The sequence below is a fragment of the Bacillus sp. AY18-3 genome, assembly GCF_008042305.1.
Classification (GTDB): Bacteria; Bacillota; Bacilli; order Bacillales; family Bacillaceae_G; genus Bacillus_A; species Bacillus_A wiedmannii.
Genome location: NZ_QKQR01000057.1, coordinates 1 through 16,686, shown reverse-complemented (window position 1 = coordinate 16,686; position 16,686 = coordinate 1). Strand labels below are relative to the sequence as shown.

Here is a 16,686-nt window from a genome sequence, read left to right as displayed (position 1 = left end):
TAACTTATAAATGTTAAGGGGTGCTGAATATGACAAGTCTACAATACAAACTGTTTACAAGATTGAATCTTACAAACCGTACTGAAGTGAAGTTTGAAGAATTAAATACAATTCTCTTTGCATTTGCACACACTATACCATTTGAGAATTTAGATATTATAGCACGTAATGCGAATACAATTACTATGGAAAATTTACAGAATAAAATTTTAACTACATCCCGCGGCGGACTTTGTTATGAATTAAATACTCTTTTTTACTACTTTTTAAAAGATTGTGGTTATGATGTACAACTTGCACTTGGAACCGTATATAAAAATGAAATCAATGCATGGGCACTTGAAGATGGACATATAACGATTATTTTAAAGTATGCTAACGAACGATACTTAATTGATGTAGGTATTGCTTCCTTAGTACCTTTAATCCCTGTACCTTTTACTGAAGAGCCTGTTTCCTCTAAAAATGGTTCGTATCGAGTGAGAAAACGAGACACAAGTAAAGGAAATTACGTTCTAGAAAGAAAAGATACGAACGGAGAGTGGAAAGTTTGTCATGCCTTTTATAAAAGTATCATTGATGAGACAGTAGTGAACGATGTTCAAAAAAGAGTAATAGAAGATGAGAAATCTATTTTTAATAAGGGACCAATTGCAGTGAAATTAACGGACTATGGCCATGTCTCTTTAACGAATACGAGTTTAACTGAAATGATTAATGGGGAAAAAATAAAATGTGAAATTACAGAAGATCAATATAGAGAGCTATTAAATACTTTATTTGCTATTGAGTTGAGATGAAACGAATAGCTAGCCGGTTCTTACGCAGAATCGGCTATTTTATTAACTTTAATTTAAAATAACTATTAAGGTTTGATTTTATTAATAGATATAATACACTAGAACAGTATGTACAATGAATTTTGAATGTAAAGGAAGATTTTTATGTCAATTATTGATAAATTGAAACTTAATAAGTATACAAATATGGTCGTAATGAATGAACCTAGTGATTATGACATTTTCACAGGAAAAGAAACTGCATTTTCAAAAGAACACGATGCCATTTTTATTTTTGTAGAAACACTTGATGAAATGGTGAAACAAACGAATTATATTATTAGTAATGAAGAATTACTAATTGAAAAAGGCTACATATTCTTCGCATATCCGAAAAAAGGTAATTCTCGTTACAGTACGTTTATTCACCGTGATGAGATGTTTCCAGCGTTAAACGTTGGCGAAGATGGGTATGTAGGACAGAGTGATATTAAATTTGCACGAATGGTAAGTATGGACGACGTCTTTACTGTTGTAGGTTTAAAGCGTGAAAAGAAAAAAGAGAAGAAAACGCCTGCTATGAGTCAATGTGTTGCCGATTATGCAGATCGTATTAAAGATGTTGAAGCATTATTAGTTAATCATCCAAATGAACTTAAATTTTATCAAATTTTAACACCTGGATATCAAAAAGATTGGGCGCGTAATTTATTTTCTGTAAAACAAGAAAAAACACGTGACAAACGTCTTGAGAAAATGATTGAAATTCTTTCGCAAGGCTATAAAACAATTGAATTATTCCGCAAGAAGAAAAAATAATGGTTAGGAAAATCACAATGATGCAACAATTAATTACGCTTAGCACATTGAAAAAAGGATTCCTTTCAGTATACTAAAGTAAGTTCTTATATTTAAATAATTAGTAAAAGAGAAAAGGTGTTTGAAATGAAATCGTATATTGTAGTTGGAGCTGGTATTTTAGGAGCGTCTACTGCTTATCATCTTGCTAAAGCAGGTGCGAATGTTACTATCGTTGATCGACAACAATTAGGGCAAGCAACTGATGCAGCAGCTGGTATTGTATGTCCTTGGCTTTCACAGCGTCGTAATAAAGCGTGGTATAAAATTGCTAAAGGCGGTGCACGTTACTATTCTTCTTTAATTCAGCAATTAGAAGCAGACGGTGAAACGGATACAGGATACAAACGTGTAGGTGCAATTAGTTTACATACTGATGAGAAAAAGTTAGATAAAATGGAAGAGCGCGCTTATAAACGACGTGAAGATGCACCAGAGATTGGTGAAATCACTCGCTTATCAGCTGAAGAAACGAAAAAATTATTCCCAGCATTATCTGAAGAATACAGTTCTGTTCATATTAGTGGCGCTGCACGAGTAAACGGAAGATCATTACGTAACGCATTAATAAGTGCTGCAAAAAAACATGGCGCAACTTTTATAAAAGGAGACGCAGTATTAGTCCGTGAAGGTAATCATATTATTGGAGTTAAAGTAAATGACGAAACAATGGTAGCAGAAAAGGTAATTGTAACCGCAGGCGCATGGGCGAATGAAATATTGAATCCATTAGGAATCAATTTCTTAGTTACGTTCCAAAAAGGACAAATTGTTCATTTGCAAACGGAAAATACAGCAACCGAAAATATGCCAGTTGTTATGCCGCCAAACGATCAATACATTTTAACGTTTGACAATGGTCATGTCGTAATTGGTGCTACTCATGAAAACGAAACTGGCTTCGATCATCGTATAACAGCAGGTGGTTTACATGAAGTATTCCATAAAGCATTAACAGTTGCACCTGGTTTAGAAGATGGTACTATGCTTGAAACGAGAGTTGGGTTTAGACCATTTACACCAGGATTCTTACCTGTTATCGGACCACTTCCTAACTTCGACGGTATTCTTGTTGCAAACGGATTAGGAGCTTCAGGTTTAACAGCTGGTCCATATTTAGGTTCAGAACTTGCTAAATTAGCACTCGGACAACCAATTGAATTAGATTTAAACGATTATGACGTTGCTGGTGCAATTGAATAACAAAAAAAGATTAGGATTCGCTCCTAATCTTTTTTATTTATAGCTAATACTTTAATTGCTTTAATAACCTTTTGTTTAATTCCCACAATGCTGTTTTGTTACTATCCCATTTCAAAAGCATTACTGCATCCTCAAAGCATAACCATTTATAATTGGAGTGTTCTTTAGATAATGAAATATTTTTTGTAGAAACTTTAACTCCAAAAGAAAATTCTTTTATTACATAAACATCTTCTCCCCAAAGAAATCCTCCGACTACATCCTCTACAGGTAGTGAAGAAACAGAATCTAATTTTATATAGGGACATTCTTTTATAATACCAGCCTCTTCAAACGATTCTCGTTTTGCTGATTCAATAGGAGTTTCACCATCTTCTCCACCACCAGCTATTCCTTGCCAATAACCATAATCACTTCGGTTAAAAATAGCGTATTGAATAGAATCTTCAATTATTATATAAGGAAATATTAATACTTGATATGGTGCTCTCATTGCATAACCTCTTTCTGAAAATAAGCTTTAAATAAACATGAATAATTGTTAATTATTAAATGGAGTGGGGGTTCTTTTGAATAAAAACACCACTGATAAAATAAAGATTACAGCCTTCAAACTACCCCAATATGGATAAACAGTATGATCAGTTAAACTAGCATATTGAAAGATATTCTCTAAACCGAAAATCCCAATAACGACTGCTAAGAAAAAAGCAGCTTTTCCAATAGTACTATTACGATAGAGGGTAAATAAGTATATTGCACATATAAGTGGTACGATGATTTGTAGTAAGATTGCCATGAATTGTCCCCCTAATTTATATTTTATACTTATATTATATCAAAAATGTAATAAAAAGGAATGTGAGTTAATTGATGCTAAGTAGAAAACAGACTTGTACGAACAGGGATATCACACTTTTACGTCTATAGTTTTGATACTAATTTAACTACTCTCATCATATTCTTCTATTAAAAAGAATAACAAGGAGTGTAAAGTTAATTGACAAAAGTTAAGGTTCGTTTACGGCCCATCGTTCATAAAGTAAATTTACCGACTGTATTGAAAACAGCTATACTTCCAGGTGAATCGATCGAAAGACTATTTATCGCAACTCAATTAGGAGAGGTTTTTTACATAGGAGACGGAGCTATAAAGACATTTTTAAATATTCGTCACCGAATTATTAAATTAGGTACATTTGAAGAAGGTGTTTCTAGTAGCGGTTATGATGAACGCGGTTTGCTGGGACTAGCGTTCCATCCACAATTTAATCATAACGGCTTATTTTACCTTCATTATTCAATGGCTGGAACTCAAGGACCAGGTTCGCTTTCAGAACAATTTAAACCGAATCCTTGTGACCCGAAAACTTTAAATTTAAAGTGGACAAATAGAGATACTCAATATGATCATATTGATACAGTTGAAGAATGGGTTTTACAATCAAATGGCCAACCTCAAAAGCGAAGAACATTACTTAATATAAAACGGCCATTTTTTAATCATAACGGCGTAAATAGCTTAAACTTTTCACCTGAGACTGGAAAACTTGTTTTTACTAATGGAGATGGTGGTTCTGGCTATGATCCGTTTAATTTAAGCCAGGATGATTTAGAAATAGCGGGTAAAATAATTGAAATCGATGTAAGTAAAAATACGTCCATAAATAATCCTCCAGTAGTTACACGTTTTAATGAACTTCCTCTATCTATTCAAGAAACTCTTACATTAATTGCAAAAGGCGTACGTAATATAACAGGTATTTCATTTCAAAGGTTGCATAATCAATATATCAAATATGCCGGTAACGTCGGACAAGATATTGTAGAGTCTATTTTTTCTTTTGTTCTATATAAATCAATACCAGTTACCGAAATCGTTCAAACCCATTTAATGAGAGATACTCCTGATCAATATGGATTTATTAATTTTGGGTGGAGAGGATGGGAAGGGGAATTACCTACTTCTTTTATAAGGCACTGTTCTGAGAATCCTACTTTGGATGAGAGGATAACGGCTTATTATGATGAAACAATAGTAACATCAGTAAATCGTATTCAACCTCTAATAAGTTATTATCATAAAGATTCCAGACCGGATAAGTTTGGAGGAACTTCACTTACAGGAGTTCAACCATATATGGGGACTGCAATCCCAAATTTAACAGGTAGCGTCGTATTTACTGACCTTGCTAAGAAAGAAGAATCTCAGTCTCCAGTAAAGGGTGCGTTAGCTTATTCTAGAGCTGGTACGCATGGTAAACATACTGACTTTCATGTTATTGAAATCGATTATGATTTTGGTACGCAAGCGGCTTTTTATATGAGTTTGGGAACAAATTTAGATCAAACTAGATTATATTTAGGGGTCTATGGTTCTATGAAAGTAACGGATTTTAACAAAGGTACTATTTTTGAAATCGTTCCTTGATATGATAAAAACTTTCAGATACATTCTTTATATAATCGTCTATTGTATAATGATTGATTCCTTTTAGAAGGTAACAAATAAACAATAAGTGTATGAATAAAAATAGAAAGTGATAAATTAGATATCTTTAGGGGGATTTTGATGAATCACTTTAGAAACTATTGGTATCAACCGATGATCGCGCATGATGCGAATTTTGTTCATAAAAAAAAGATGACGCCAGCAAAGAGGTTAGTGATTACAGCGTTACTCGGTTCACTTGCTGCTATTTTTCAATCTGCCGGGAACTTTATCCCTGGTATCGGCTTATTTATTAGTCCTTTTGCGACGCTGCCTATATTTTTCGCTATTTGTTATTCTACTCGCACGGGAATACTTTCTTACATTCTTACTATTCTCCTATTATTTATTATTGAGCCAAGCGAACTAATTGTCTTTCCTTTTACTACAGGTTTATTAGGTATAGCGTTAGGAGTATCCTTTATACAATTCAAGAGAAGGGTTTGGATTGTTTCCTTTTCGGCGATATGTTTACTTATAGGAATTATGGTCGTTCTTGATATCTTTCGATTTCCTGTATTAGGTCCTACTGTTCATACAACTTTGGATATAAAAATTATTCTATCAATATTTATTCTGAGCTTTCTATACTGCTGGATCTATGCAGGCATTTGTAAAATAATGTTGAATAGAGTATATAAAGTATGGTCTTAACAATTTCTCATATATTTTTAAAGATTGGAGATTCAAGTCGTGTATAACGTTAAAATTAGAAGACCAAATTCGGATGATGTAGATGAACTGAATATGTTTTTTCGTCTTGTTATTACTGATACATTTAAAAATGAAGGGTTATCACAATTATTAGATGACATAGAAAATGAAATTAACACGAAAAAACAATATTTGAAAAATGATTTGGAGAGTAATGGAGAAAGTCGTTACTTTTTATTAGCAATTGATACAAGTAACGATAAAATCATTGGAACAATTGAAATCGGCCCAGCGAGTACATTAATTAATAGTTGTACAGGTGGTGTGTTTAAAGATTTATATGAAATAGGAACTGTATTTGTACTACCTGAATATCAACGAAATGGCATAGGCAATTTATTACTACATGCAATGTATATTACGTTACTTAGCAGAGGAATAACAGAATACTGTTTAGATAGTGGATACAAAAAAGCACAAAGTATATGGACGAAGAAGTTTGGAGAACCTAGTTATGTACTGAAGGAGTATTGGGGAGAATCAAGCGATCATATGATTTGGAAGAAGAGTTTACATGATACACCTATAATATTTGAATTATAAAATGAAATATGCCTCTGAACGTAGCTTTTCTTACATATGTATGCTATTATTTATCTTTATAATAAAAGAGGACGTGAATGAACTTGATTAAAATTAATATTCCTGAAGCTGATGTTTCAATTACTGAACGTAAACAAGTTATTAAAGGAGACGAGCCAATAATTACTCCAATTAATGGATTTATCGATTTCCACTTGTTCCCTAGAGATAAAGGCGGCATTTTTATGTTTTACAATATTAATGACGAACTTCTTTTCGTAGGTAAAGCTCGTAAAATTAGACAACGTATTAAGAAGCATTTTGAAGACAATGTTTCACCAATTAAAAATCACCGTGATGAAGTATACCGCATTGATGCATGTATCGTAGAAGACCCAACAGAAAGAGAAATTTACGAAACTTACATTATTAATGAATATAAAGCAAAATATAACGTTGATAAAGTATTCTATAAATAAGTAATAAAAAAAACAATCCTAGCGCATATACTGGGATTGTTTTTTTATTTAAATTTAGTCCTCATATTTTTCTCCTTTTTTTAAATGATTAGCAACAATAAAACAGCATAAACCTATACATATAAGTACAATTCCAATCGATTTATGTTTTCCCTCAAAAAAAGGAATATCAGAAATAACATTTGTCATACATAACCCTATAAACACAAGGATAGGTCCTGCCCACAGTAATACATTGCCGAATTTCGTATGTTGCTACATAGTAACCCTCCTTACCTCTTTTTACATATATATCTATAAAATAAAAGTAAATTCATAGAGAAATATAGTTTTTTTCATATCGAAAATTTAACCTTCATATATTGGTACAAGCAAACGAGAAAGGGGACCATCATGAATTGGTTAGAAGCTTTTATATTAGGGATCATACAAGGTTTAACAGAGTTTTTACCGATAAGTAGTACGGGTCATCTTTATTTAGGAAGGCATTTGTTTCAATTAGATGAAGCAGGATTGTTTTTAGATACGATGCTGCACATTGGAACTTTGCTTGCAGTGTTTATTTATTACAAAAAAGAATTTATATATTTAATTAAAAATCCATTTTCCAAACTAATGCTACTACTTATTGTCGGGACGATACCCGCAGTTGTAATCGGATTGTTATTTAAAGACTTTTTTGATGATATTTCAAAAACAGGCATTACGATTGGATGGGAGTTTTTAGTGACAGGTTTCTTTCTATATATGGCTGATAAACAAAAAAATGGTCGTAAAAAAATGGATGACATTACATATAAAGATGCATTTATTATCGGTTCATTTCAAGCTGCTGCTATTTTCCCAGCAATTTCTCGTTCTGGTATGACAATCGTTGCTGCATTATGGAGGAAGTTAGACCGCGAAACTGCTGCTTACTTTTCTTTTTTATTATCAACGCCAGCCATTGTCGGAGCTATCATTTTGCAATTAGCAGATGTTTATCAAGGGAAAGCAGAATCTATTTCTAGTACATCTTTAATCGTCGGCACATTATCAGCAGCGTTTTTCGGTTATATAGCCGTTTCATGGATGATTCAATATTTAAAACGTCACTCCTTAAAAGTATTCGCGTATTACGTATGGGGATTAGGCATTTTAATTTTAACGTTACAATTTACTCATGTGTTTTAATGTAGTAACTATTCGTTTAGATCCTGTTTCATTCATACAAGACAGGGTCTTCTTTCATTAAGGGGGAAAATATGTTTAATAAGGCTATCGTTATTGGCGGAAGTATCGCAGGAAAACTCGCAGCAAAAGCATTATCATCTACTTTTAAAGAAGTAATCATTATAGAAGCTGGTGAAAGATGGGATGGAAAGTCTTCGAGAAAAAGAGTTCCACAAAGTAATCATCCTCATGTGTTATTAAAAGGTGGAGAAAAAGCGATTGAGGAATTGTTTCCTACTATCACTAATGAATTAATTGAAACAGGTAGTATCGTAAATAACTTTACTCGTGATATAAAATGGCATCAATTTGGTTTATGGAAACAGCAATTCATAGGTAAAGTACATATGATTCAACAAAGTAGGTTTTTGCTTGAATGGCATATTCAAAAACGAATTGATGATATTTCAAATGTTACCACTAAATTTGGAACATTAGTTGATGGTTTATTAGTAGATGGAAAGCTTAACAAAGTAAGTGGAGTAAAAGCTAAATGCTTAGAGACGGGCACGCAAGAAGAAATTCAAGCAGATATTGTTGTTGATGCAAGCGGATTCGGTTCAAAAAGTATAGCGTGGTTACGTGAATACAATATTGAAGTGCAAGAAGAGAAAGTGCGCATTGATTTGTTTTACGCAACTAGAATGTTTAAACTCAATGAAAATGAGAAATTAGACTGTTGTAATATGCTAATGTCTCCAAGTTTCCCTGACAATCCGTATGGTGTTCTTATTCAAACGATTGAGGATAATCGCTATTTTGTTACTTTCAGCGGATATGCAAATGAGAAAGCACCACAAACAGATGATGAGTTTTATGATTTTGCTGAAAACCTATCAATTTCTAATGTGACAGATTTTCTAAATAAAGCTGAGGCAATTTCAAATATCAAAACGTACAAAATTCCTTATCAAGTACGTCGGCGATTTGATTTAGTTAATCATTTACCAGAAGGGTTGTTAGTAGTTGGGGATGCACATTGTCGTTTTGATCCTGTTTTTGGGCAAGGTGTTTCAGTTGCAGCTATAGAAGCTCACCAATTGCAGTTACTTTTGCAAAAGAGACAAAAGCTTGATAAAACATTTACACAGCGATTTTATAAAAAGACCGCTAATATCATACAAACTCCTTGGGAAATGACTACAACGGAAATATCACGTCATCCTCAGCTAACAAGAAAATTATCGATAAAGCAAAAATTTCAGCTATGGTATACGAAACAAATATATGAACTATCTGCAACTGACTCTGATGTTTATATTCGATTAGTAAGAGTGATGAATTTAATTCGTAGTCCATTGCACCTATTTCATCCGAAAGTACTACTTGCTGTATTACTGAAGCGAAAGAATTAGCAGGAAAATAATCGATTAAAAAGAATATATAACAGTTAGTATATATAGAAGGGGTAGACGAGATGAAGATATACATAGAACAATTAAAGAAACACGATGCTAAAGATTTATTTACGTTTGAACTTACGAATAAATCTTTTTTTGAAACAATGGTACCAAATCGTGGCTCGCAATATTTTGATTTTGAATATTTTCAAAAACTACTAGATGATTTATTAATAGAACAAGCGGATGGAGATTCTTATTTTTATTTAATTCGTAATGAAGAAAAAGAAATTGTAGGCCGAATAAATTTAGTAGATATTGATACAGAAACTCGAAGCAGTTCATTAGGGTATCGAGTCGGAGAAAAGTTTACTAAAAAAGGGGGTGCAACAGCAGCTGTAAAATTAGTTTTAGACGTAGCGAAAAATAATAAAATTAATGAGATTCATGCTAAAACAACTACTAATAATCTCGCATCACAAAGTGTATTAGAAAAAAGCGGGTTTTCTTCCTATCATAACGAAGCAGATACAACATCTGTAGAATTAAACGGGGAACATGTGAAGTTTGTACATTATATTTGGAGAAATACTTCGCGCTTATAATAAGGGGGACTTATACATGAATGATTTACGTTATCCAATTGGGCAATTTACATACAAACGTCCTATAACTGAAGAAATGATTGATACATGGATTCAAGAAATTGAAGATTTACCTAATGAACTAGCAAAAGCAATTAAAGATTTAGATCAGAAGCAGTTAGACACACCATATCGAGTTGGTGGATGGACGGTTCGTCAAGTAGTTCATCACGTTGTTGATAGCCATATGAATAGCTACATACGCTTTAAATTAGCACTAACAGAAAAGAATCCTACTATTAAACCATATAAAGAAGAGAAGTGGGCAGAACTACCTGATTCTAAATTACCAGTAGACGTTTCACTAGTAATGTTAGAATCGTTACATAAAAGATGGGTTAACCTTTTATATTCTCTAGAACTAGAAGATCTAGAAAAGACATTTAATCATCCAGAAACTGGTGAAACAAAACTTGCTGCTGCAATTGGACTATATGCATGGCATGGACGTCATCATACAGCGCATATAACTTCATTAAGAAAGCGACTAAATTGGTAACATGGAGATTGCATTTGAGAAGGCAACAGAAAATGATGCAGCAGTTTTATTTCAAATGCAAATAGACTCATTTAGCCCTTTATTAAATAAATATAAAGACTATGAAACAAATCCAGCAAATGAAACTATTGAAAAAACTATTTTAAGGATAAATAATCCAAGCAACAACTTTTATAAGATGATAATAGATTCGAACCTTGTTGGAGCGATATGTATATCTCAAAAAGAACTACCTTATAAATTTTGGATCAGTCCAATCTAACAAGGGAAAGGAATCGCTCAAAAGGTACTTATTTTAATTGAAAAGATGTTTCCAAAAGCAAGGAGTTTTGAACTTGCTACGATTTTAGAAGAAGAAAGAAATTGTTTTCTATACGAAAAAATGGGGTATAAAAGAACAGAAGTAATAAAGAAATTAAATGATAAAACTACACTCATTTATTACAAAAAAGAAAGGTAAAGCATTTGAAATACGCTTTACCTTTTTCTGTCACTTGAGATTAAATATACAAAAGTGATGCATATTCTTCCGAAATACTCGGGTTAGTAATTTCAGAACTGAATAATTATACATAAAAGCGTTATTTCGTCGTATATGTTACTAACGCTTTTTGAATGCTTAAAACACTATCGTCACCTTTAAATTCTTTCGTAATTGGTGTACTCAAACTAGATACCCAAATTTTAAGCTCAGCGTCTAAATCAAAATGCCCAGCTGTTTCAATGCTAAATTGTGTAATGCTTTTATAAGGAATAGAATGATACTCTGTTTTTTTACCTGATATCCCTTGTTTATCTACTAAAATAAGACGACGATTTGTAAATACGATTAAATCACGAATTAATTTATAAGCATGTTCAACTTTCTCATCGTCTAACATAATCTTCTCTAAATCACGTTCTACACTTTCTGTACTCGCATTTGATGCATTTCCTAAAATACCGCTAAATAAACCCATATGAAATTCCTCCTCGGTTAATTGTGGATTGTATTACTTATATTGTACCATGCTATTTACTAAGAAATTATGACATTACTTTAGTAGTTTCTGGTTATTATTGCAATTCGTTTATATAACCTCGTCTTAAAATCTTGTGTTAACATGTAAGTAAGAAAAAAGAAGCAGAGGGATATAGCATGAAAAATATAGGTTTAGTATTAGAGGGCGGAGGAATGAAAGGTCTATATACTGCAGGAGTACTCGAATATTTTATGGAAAAGAACTTATTCTTTCCGTATGTAGTTGGCGTATCCGCTGGTGCATGTATGGGCGCAACTTATTTATCACGTCAAAAAGGAAGGAATAAAAAAGTAAATACAGAGCTAGTGTCAGATCACCGATATATATCTTATCGAAATTTGATTCGAAAACGTGAATTATTTGGAATGGACTTTTTATTTGATGAAGTCCCTAATAAAGTTGTTCCATTTGATTTTCAAACTTTCTTAAATTCCAATGAACAATTTGTTATAGGAACGACTGATTGTGATTCAGGAAAAGCAGTTTATTACAATAAAATAGAACACGGAAATGATATTTTAAAAATCATTCGCGCATCAAGTTCTGTACCGTTTATAGCGCCTGCTGTAGAATATGATAATCTAAAATTGCTAGATGGAGGGATTATAGATCCTATACCGGTTCTAAAAGCACAAACTGATGGTTATCAAAAGAACGTCGTGATTATGACAAAGCCAGAAGGATATGAGAAGCAGCGGAATAAATTTTCTGGTCTGGCTAAAATTTTATATAGTAAATATCCGAAAATCGCAGAACATTTAGTAGAACATTATCGTTATTATAATGAAACCGTAACTTATATGAATGGCAACGAACAGAAAGATAATTTTTATGTAATTCAGCCTAGCTCACAACTTCCTATAAGCGGAATAGAAAGAAATAAAGAAAAGCTAGTTAATTTATATAATCTTGGCTATACAGATGCTCAATATCATTATGAAAAATTATTAAGTTGGATAGAGAAATAAAGGGGTGGAAAGTTGCTATTAGGTAAAATGGTTATTTTTAATGAATTGCAGAAAATGCATAGTCTGCTGCATAAACCGTTTCCGTATCGTGCTACAGGAAAATTGCAACGAGACTTAAAAAGTAAATTTACAGATGATGACTGTATAAACGCTGATTTTAATCATTATTGGATGCATACAGCAGGTACTTTAAGTTCTGTACTAAATGGAAACGAACAGAACATTACGTTTCAGCAAATAAAGTGGTTAAGGAAATCGTTTTTTGAATGGTTTCCGCAATATCGTTCTATAGAAACAGAAATTGTGAAGTATCCCGTTTTGTATAGAGATTTCATGAATTATGAGATAGCGCGAAAACTATTACTATATTATCTTACTGAATAAAAATTAAAACGTACAAGTTATGCTGCTTGTGCGTATTTTGTTCATAAAAAAGACAATATTTATACCTTGCTTATATAGGAATTTTAATGTGCAGAAAGAAGTAATTATAGAATGAAGTAAGGGAGGAGAGGCGTTTAGCGATTGTTTTCCTTTAATGGATTGTCCAACTCGAATATCGTTAGTTATTTATGATAAAATATTTCGAGTGAAATCAAGTACTTATTATATCCAGTATTAAATAAGTTAAGCCAGGAGGAACAACAGTAAAATGGAAAACGTATCAAATATAGATAAATCGGAATCAAGAAAATCTTTACAATCGACTATTCGTAAACTTGAAAATGCACTATTACAGATGACTCAAAAAGGTGCAAATACTACATTAGTGAAAAAACGACTTAAAGCCGTTTGTGTAGGGTTAGCAGTACTAGAAAACGTTTGGAATCAAGAAAGTCACCAGTATAGTCAAGAAGAGTTAGCAGAAGCTCGTAATGTCCTTGTTGGTTTACTTCCATCAATTGAGAGAGCCTATGATAAGTCTAAAGTAGGTAGTCCGCAAAGAACTCTTTTAACAAGACGAATCAAAGCGTTGGAACTTTCTATTCAGGCAATTGATAAACTTTCTAATAAATAACTCATCTAAATACAATATCATCCTAATCCTAATTTTTATAAAAGCAATCTAGTGAAAAGAAATACAAAGGAGGAAGATGGGTGACTTCAATAATTAGTCCTAAATTAGAGGAGCTTAATAATCAATTAAAAAATGGAAACGAGAAAGCTTTTTATACTTTTTTGCATGAAATAAAGTCAAATCATACGCCACTAATAGAACAATGTCCTGTAAATAATCAGTATAAGCTTATAACGTATATATGGTTAGGGGACCAAAAAACTGAAATTGTTTATGTATTCGGTAGTTTTCCTGGTTGGGATCTGTCTGTAAATCAATTAAAACGATTGTTACAGACAGATATTTGGTATGAAACGTTTAGGACGGATAAGAGTTTTATTTCAACTTACTATTTTTCAGTAAACGATTTTTTCGAAAATGATTGGATAAAGCGTAGTGAACAGTACGAACTAGACCGATTTAATGGAAATACATTTGGAGAAGGTGCTAATAAAGCATCAGTGTTAAGTATAGGGATGGAAGTGCAGTATAGCAGTCGTTTCCCTTCAGATCATTATCCATCTGGAAAAATTGAAACATATTCTTTTCATAGTACGATTTTAAATAACACACGTAACATTCATATTTATACGCCTCATGACTATTCTCACACTTCACATCTTCAAGAACTTCTCATTGCATTTGATGGGAATTCATTCATTAATAACCTTTCAATCGCAAGAACACTCAATTATTTAATATACGAAAAAGAAATCCCATCTTGTATTGCTGTTGCAATAGATCCTGTTGATCGACTAGAAGAGCTAACTTATAACGATAAAATGAATGCATTTTTAACGGAGGAATTACTTTCGTGGATTCACGCTAAGTATCGTGTGCATCAAGAAGCGAAACATACAACAATTGCCGGTTTCAGTCTTGGTGGCTTAGCAGCTTTTTATGCAGCACTTCAAAATCCACATGTTTTCGGAAACGTGTTGTCAATGTCTGGATCCGTGCATTGGAAAAAGGATGGTTATGAAAATCAAATTCCTTGGATTGAAAATCAAATTTCATCTATAGATTCCGATACGAGTCAACCTCATTTTTACATAGCAGCAGGAGAACTTGAAAATAAACCTCTTTTAACGGCTAATAGACGCCTGTATAAAGCTTTAAAAGAAAAAGGGTACCAAAATTACTTATGAAGAGTTTCAAGGCGGACATGACGGTGTTTGGTGGCGAGAAAAGTTGTTTGATGGATTGAAAGCATTAAAACTTACAAAAACAACACTCTAAATTAAAAAGGAGAGAGAGTCTATGAATCAAGAAGAACTAGATAAAAAACTAAAAAAGCAAGAGATATTAGTAAAAGATGAGAAAGTTTGGTCTTATACGTATGAGGATCATATTAGTTCTATCGTTAAAGAAGCAGAAAAGAAAGGGTCTTTTGATAATTTGCCAGGTAAAGGGAAACCTCTTAATCTTGATAAAGACCTTTCATACAATCCTGAAAAGCAACTTTCTAGAACGTTAAAAAATAATCACGTTTTACCTAGGTGGATTGAGCTTTCAAAGGAAATTGATGATTTAAAAGAAAAGCTAAAAGAAAATACAAATACTACAGAAGCAGCGGATTTAATTCGAACTATTAATAAAAAGGTTTTAGAACATAATCTACTTTGTCCACCAAGTGCACAAAAAACGAGGGTGAAAACGGATTTTTAACAATTTTCAATGAAGCTATCTTTTGCTATATAATTAAGTAAGGCATTTTCAATTCATTATTAAAGGGAGGCAAATGTAATGAAGAATACGTATCAGCTTCAAATTCCGAAAGAACTAGAGCAGTATCGTAGTATTTTAGAAGAAAGTGTGAAACCTTATATTAAAGTGTCTGGAACATTAGCAGAGACAACGCTTTTTGAAAGTAAATTTGGTGGTTATCCGTATTTACCTATAGATCAAGAGCATCCTAAAGATTCAAATGGACAACCTATGATGTTACTAGCGCAGCTAAACTTTGAAGAAATGCCGCATGTTGAATATATGCCTCAAAAGGGTATGCTACAGTTTTTCGTAAGTGCTGAAGATGAACTTTACGGAGCAGATTTTGATCATCCAACAATCCAAAAAGACTTTCGAATTATTTATCATTCTACAATTATAGAAGATTTAAATAAGGTAATTACTGATTTTAGTTATTTAAACACTTCAGAATTAGAGAACTTTATCATTCCTGAAGCAGCGAAATTAAAGCTTGAATTAGGTTATCAACCAGTAACATCAAGGGATTATCGATTTGAAAAGATGTTTAGTGAGGAAATTGATTGGGAAGAAATTGTTGATGAAGAAAATAATACTGAATTAGGCGAACTGTATGATGATTTATGTAAAGATCAAGGGCATAAAATTGGTGGTTATCCATTTTTCACACAGACAGATCCAAGGGAATGGGAAGAAAAATACCAGCAACATGACATGTTATTGTTGCAAATTGATACAGATGATTCATTAAATATTATGTGGGGAGATTCTGGTGTTGCTAATTTCTTTATAAAGAAAGACGATTTATTAAATCTAGATTTTTCCAATGTTATTTACAATTGGGATTGTTATTAAAAACATATAACTGAAATACTAGCAAGCTAAAAAATCTTCCTAAAGGTGAGGGAGATTTTTTTATGTTAAAAATAAACGTTATGTTAACTAGAATAAAGAACGGTAAGTACAATAAAAGTCAAGTGTAACTGACAGAAATAACAACAAATAATCTAAAGTTATAAAACGTGTGTAAATAGCAATATAAATTTATTAAGTAAAACATAAAATGAATTTAATAATTTATATGTATAAAAATTTCTTGTCGATCAAAAATATTTTTGATTCGATAATTCTTAATGGATTATTGATTTGAATTTGCTGTGATGGATTTATAACAAAAAGAATGATAAAAAC

Annotated in this window: 19 protein-coding genes and 2 pseudogenes; 18 read left to right on the top strand and 3 right to left on the bottom strand. The window is 32.3% G+C overall.

Going from position 1 to position 16,686, the window contains the following annotated elements; translation table 11 throughout:
• Window positions 1–29: 29 nt before the first annotated feature.
• From DM800_RS28745 to DM800_RS28735, 3 genes are all read left to right on the top strand, one after another.
• Entirely contained in the window at window positions 30–800 is a 771-nt protein-coding gene (locus tag DM800_RS28745; RefSeq protein WP_147788203.1) for an arylamine N-acetyltransferase family protein, read from the top strand.
• Between the two features lie 144 nt (window positions 801–944).
• Window positions 945–1,598 (top strand): YdeI/OmpD-associated family protein, encoded by a 654-nt coding sequence (locus DM800_RS28740; protein ID WP_147788202.1) that lies wholly within the window; start codon window positions 945–947, stop codon window positions 1,596–1,598.
• Between the two features lie 126 nt (window positions 1,599–1,724).
• On the top strand, window positions 1,725–2,840 hold the full coding sequence (locus tag DM800_RS28735) for an NAD(P)/FAD-dependent oxidoreductase (protein ID WP_060486860.1): 1,116 nt from the start codon (window positions 1,725–1,727) through the stop codon (window positions 2,838–2,840).
• A gap of 43 nt (window positions 2,841–2,883) precedes the next feature.
• Here the strand turns inward: DM800_RS28735 and DM800_RS28730 are convergent, their stop codons facing one another.
• Entirely contained in the window at window positions 2,884–3,333 is a 450-nt protein-coding gene (locus tag DM800_RS28730) for an NUDIX hydrolase (protein WP_147788201.1), read from the bottom strand.
• Window positions 3,334–3,381: 48 nt separating this feature from the next.
• On the bottom strand, window positions 3,382–3,639 hold the full coding sequence (locus DM800_RS28725; RefSeq protein WP_147788200.1) for a hypothetical protein: 258 nt from the start codon (window positions 3,637–3,639) through the stop codon (window positions 3,382–3,384).
• Between the two features lie 201 nt (window positions 3,640–3,840).
• Here DM800_RS28725 and DM800_RS28720 point away from each other — a divergent pair, with 201 nt between their 5' ends.
• The 9 genes and pseudogenes from DM800_RS28720 (at window position 3,841) to DM800_RS28675 (ending at window position 11,201) form a co-directional block, all read left to right on the top strand.
• Window positions 3,841–5,271, top strand: coding sequence for a PQQ-dependent sugar dehydrogenase (locus tag DM800_RS28720; RefSeq protein WP_147788199.1), 1,431 nt, complete (start codon window positions 3,841–3,843; stop codon window positions 5,269–5,271).
• A gap of 141 nt (window positions 5,272–5,412) precedes the next feature.
• Window positions 5,413–5,985 carry a YybS family protein gene (locus DM800_RS28715; protein ID WP_147788198.1) on the top strand — a complete coding sequence of 191 codons (573 nt, stop codon included), beginning with the start codon at window positions 5,413–5,415 and terminating at the stop codon, window positions 5,983–5,985.
• 39 nt (window positions 5,986–6,024) lie between these two features.
• Window positions 6,025–6,588 carry a GNAT family N-acetyltransferase gene (locus tag DM800_RS28710; protein WP_088609372.1) on the top strand — a complete coding sequence of 188 codons (564 nt, stop codon included), beginning with the start codon at window positions 6,025–6,027 and terminating at the stop codon, window positions 6,586–6,588.
• A gap of 77 nt (window positions 6,589–6,665) precedes the next feature.
• Window positions 6,666–7,046, top strand: a complete 381-nt coding sequence (locus DM800_RS28705; RefSeq protein ID WP_001048941.1) for a nucleotide excision repair endonuclease — start codon at window positions 6,666–6,668, stop codon at window positions 7,044–7,046.
• A 393-nt stretch (window positions 7,047–7,439) separates the two neighbouring features.
• Complete coding sequence (locus DM800_RS28695) at window positions 7,440–8,219, top strand: undecaprenyl-diphosphate phosphatase (protein WP_147788197.1); 780 nt, start codon at window positions 7,440–7,442, stop codon at window positions 8,217–8,219.
• 71 nt (window positions 8,220–8,290) lie between these two features.
• Window positions 8,291–9,613, top strand: coding sequence for an NAD(P)-binding protein (locus tag DM800_RS28690; protein WP_147788196.1), 1,323 nt, complete (start codon window positions 8,291–8,293; stop codon window positions 9,611–9,613).
• Between the two features lie 62 nt (window positions 9,614–9,675).
• On the top strand, window positions 9,676–10,203 hold the full coding sequence (locus DM800_RS28685; RefSeq protein WP_147788195.1) for a GNAT family N-acetyltransferase: 528 nt from the start codon (window positions 9,676–9,678) through the stop codon (window positions 10,201–10,203).
• Between the two features lie 16 nt (window positions 10,204–10,219).
• On the top strand, window positions 10,220–10,741 hold the full coding sequence (locus DM800_RS28680) for a YfiT family bacillithiol transferase (protein WP_087984454.1): 522 nt from the start codon (window positions 10,220–10,222) through the stop codon (window positions 10,739–10,741).
• Between the two features lies 1 nt (window position 10,742).
• Window positions 10,743–11,201 (top strand): annotated as a pseudogene (locus DM800_RS28675) (GNAT family N-acetyltransferase).
• A 121-nt stretch (window positions 11,202–11,322) separates the two neighbouring features.
• Here DM800_RS28675 and DM800_RS28670 read toward each other — a convergent pair.
• Window positions 11,323–11,700 carry a PH domain-containing protein gene (locus DM800_RS28670; RefSeq protein ID WP_000522465.1) on the bottom strand — a complete coding sequence of 126 codons (378 nt, stop codon included), beginning with the start codon at window positions 11,698–11,700 and terminating at the stop codon, window positions 11,323–11,325.
• A gap of 179 nt (window positions 11,701–11,879) precedes the next feature.
• On the opposite strand from DM800_RS28670, the gene DM800_RS28665 reads away from it, so the two are divergent.
• From DM800_RS28665 to DM800_RS28640, 6 genes and pseudogenes are all read left to right on the top strand, one after another.
• Window positions 11,880–12,731 (top strand): patatin-like phospholipase family protein, encoded by an 852-nt coding sequence (locus tag DM800_RS28665; protein WP_088063630.1) that lies wholly within the window; start codon window positions 11,880–11,882, stop codon window positions 12,729–12,731.
• Between the two features lie 12 nt (window positions 12,732–12,743).
• Window positions 12,744–13,115, top strand: a complete 372-nt coding sequence (locus DM800_RS28660) for a YxiJ-like family protein (protein WP_147788194.1) — start codon at window positions 12,744–12,746, stop codon at window positions 13,113–13,115.
• Window positions 13,116–13,383: 268 nt separating this feature from the next.
• Complete coding sequence (locus DM800_RS28655) at window positions 13,384–13,749, top strand: hypothetical protein (protein ID WP_088063628.1); 366 nt, start codon at window positions 13,384–13,386, stop codon at window positions 13,747–13,749.
• A gap of 80 nt (window positions 13,750–13,829) precedes the next feature.
• Window positions 13,830–15,027 (top strand): annotated as a pseudogene (locus tag DM800_RS28650) (alpha/beta hydrolase).
• A gap of 21 nt (window positions 15,028–15,048) precedes the next feature.
• Window positions 15,049–15,456, top strand: coding sequence for a DnaJ family domain-containing protein (locus DM800_RS28645; protein WP_147788193.1), 408 nt, complete (start codon window positions 15,049–15,051; stop codon window positions 15,454–15,456).
• 78 nt (window positions 15,457–15,534) lie between these two features.
• Window positions 15,535–16,350, top strand: coding sequence for a YwqG family protein (locus tag DM800_RS28640; protein ID WP_147788192.1), 816 nt, complete (start codon window positions 15,535–15,537; stop codon window positions 16,348–16,350).
• Window positions 16,351–16,686: the final 336 nt, after the last annotated feature.

Bases quoted from the DNA above. Each gene is read 5' to 3' on its own strand.
- DM800_RS28745 (WP_147788203.1), top strand. From the start codon at position 30: ATGACAAGTCTACAATACAAACTGTTTACAAGATTGAATCTTACAAAC.
- DM800_RS28740 (WP_147788202.1), top strand. From the start codon at position 945: ATGTCAATTATTGATAAATTGAAACTTAATAAGTATACAAATATGGTC.
- DM800_RS28735 (WP_060486860.1), top strand. From the start codon at position 1,725: ATGAAATCGTATATTGTAGTTGGAGCTGGTATTTTAGGAGCGTCTACT.
- DM800_RS28730 (WP_147788201.1), bottom strand. From the start codon at position 3,333: ATGAGAGCACCATATCAAGTATTAATATTTCCTTATATAATAATTGAA.
- DM800_RS28725 (WP_147788200.1), bottom strand. From the start codon at position 3,639: ATGGCAATCTTACTACAAATCATCGTACCACTTATATGTGCAATATAC.
- DM800_RS28715 (WP_147788198.1), top strand. From the start codon at position 5,413: ATGAATCACTTTAGAAACTATTGGTATCAACCGATGATCGCGCATGAT.
- DM800_RS28705 (WP_001048941.1), top strand. From the start codon at position 6,666: ATGAACTTGATTAAAATTAATATTCCTGAAGCTGATGTTTCAATTACT.
- DM800_RS28695 (WP_147788197.1), top strand. From the start codon at position 7,440: ATGAATTGGTTAGAAGCTTTTATATTAGGGATCATACAAGGTTTAACA.
- DM800_RS28690 (WP_147788196.1), top strand. From the start codon at position 8,291: ATGTTTAATAAGGCTATCGTTATTGGCGGAAGTATCGCAGGAAAACTC.
- DM800_RS28685 (WP_147788195.1), top strand. From the start codon at position 9,676: ATGAAGATATACATAGAACAATTAAAGAAACACGATGCTAAAGATTTA.
- DM800_RS28680 (WP_087984454.1), top strand. From the start codon at position 10,220: ATGAATGATTTACGTTATCCAATTGGGCAATTTACATACAAACGTCCT.
- DM800_RS28670 (WP_000522465.1), bottom strand. From the start codon at position 11,700: ATGGGTTTATTTAGCGGTATTTTAGGAAATGCATCAAATGCGAGTACA.
- DM800_RS28665 (WP_088063630.1), top strand. From the start codon at position 11,880: ATGAAAAATATAGGTTTAGTATTAGAGGGCGGAGGAATGAAAGGTCTA.
- DM800_RS28655 (WP_088063628.1), top strand. From the start codon at position 13,384: ATGGAAAACGTATCAAATATAGATAAATCGGAATCAAGAAAATCTTTA.
- DM800_RS28645 (WP_147788193.1), top strand. From the start codon at position 15,049: ATGAATCAAGAAGAACTAGATAAAAAACTAAAAAAGCAAGAGATATTA.
- DM800_RS28640 (WP_147788192.1), top strand. From the start codon at position 15,535: ATGAAGAATACGTATCAGCTTCAAATTCCGAAAGAACTAGAGCAGTAT.